Annotated in this window: 1 protein-coding gene; it reads left to right on the forward strand. The window is 59.8% G+C overall.

The window, feature by feature from the left end:
* Positions 1–306 (forward strand): cation:dicarboxylate symporter family transporter (locus tag AAEY83_RS13750; RefSeq protein ID WP_351059655.1); only part of this gene is annotated, 306 nt, incomplete at both ends.

The raw sequence follows: 306 nt of genomic DNA on the forward strand, positions 1-306 counted from the left end.
GTTTCCACCATTGCCCTGCTGATCGGTCTGGTCGTGGTCAACGTTGTGCAACCGGGCGCCGGCATGCACATCGACGTCACCACCCTCGACGCCTCGAAAATCGCCACCTACGTGACGGCCAGTAAAGACCAGAGCATTGTCGGTTTCCTCCTCAATGTGATCCCGAACACCATCGTCGGCGCGTTCGCCACCGGTGACATCCTGCAAGTGCTGATGTTCTCGGTGATCTTCGGCTACGCCCTGCATCGCCTGGGTTCGTACGGTCGTCCGCTGCTGGACATGATCGATCGCTTCGCCCACGTGATG

This window comes from Psychrobacter sp. TB20-MNA-CIBAN-0197, assembly GCF_040309765.1.
GTDB classification, from domain to species: Bacteria; Pseudomonadota; Gammaproteobacteria; order Pseudomonadales; family Moraxellaceae; genus Psychrobacter; species Psychrobacter submarinus.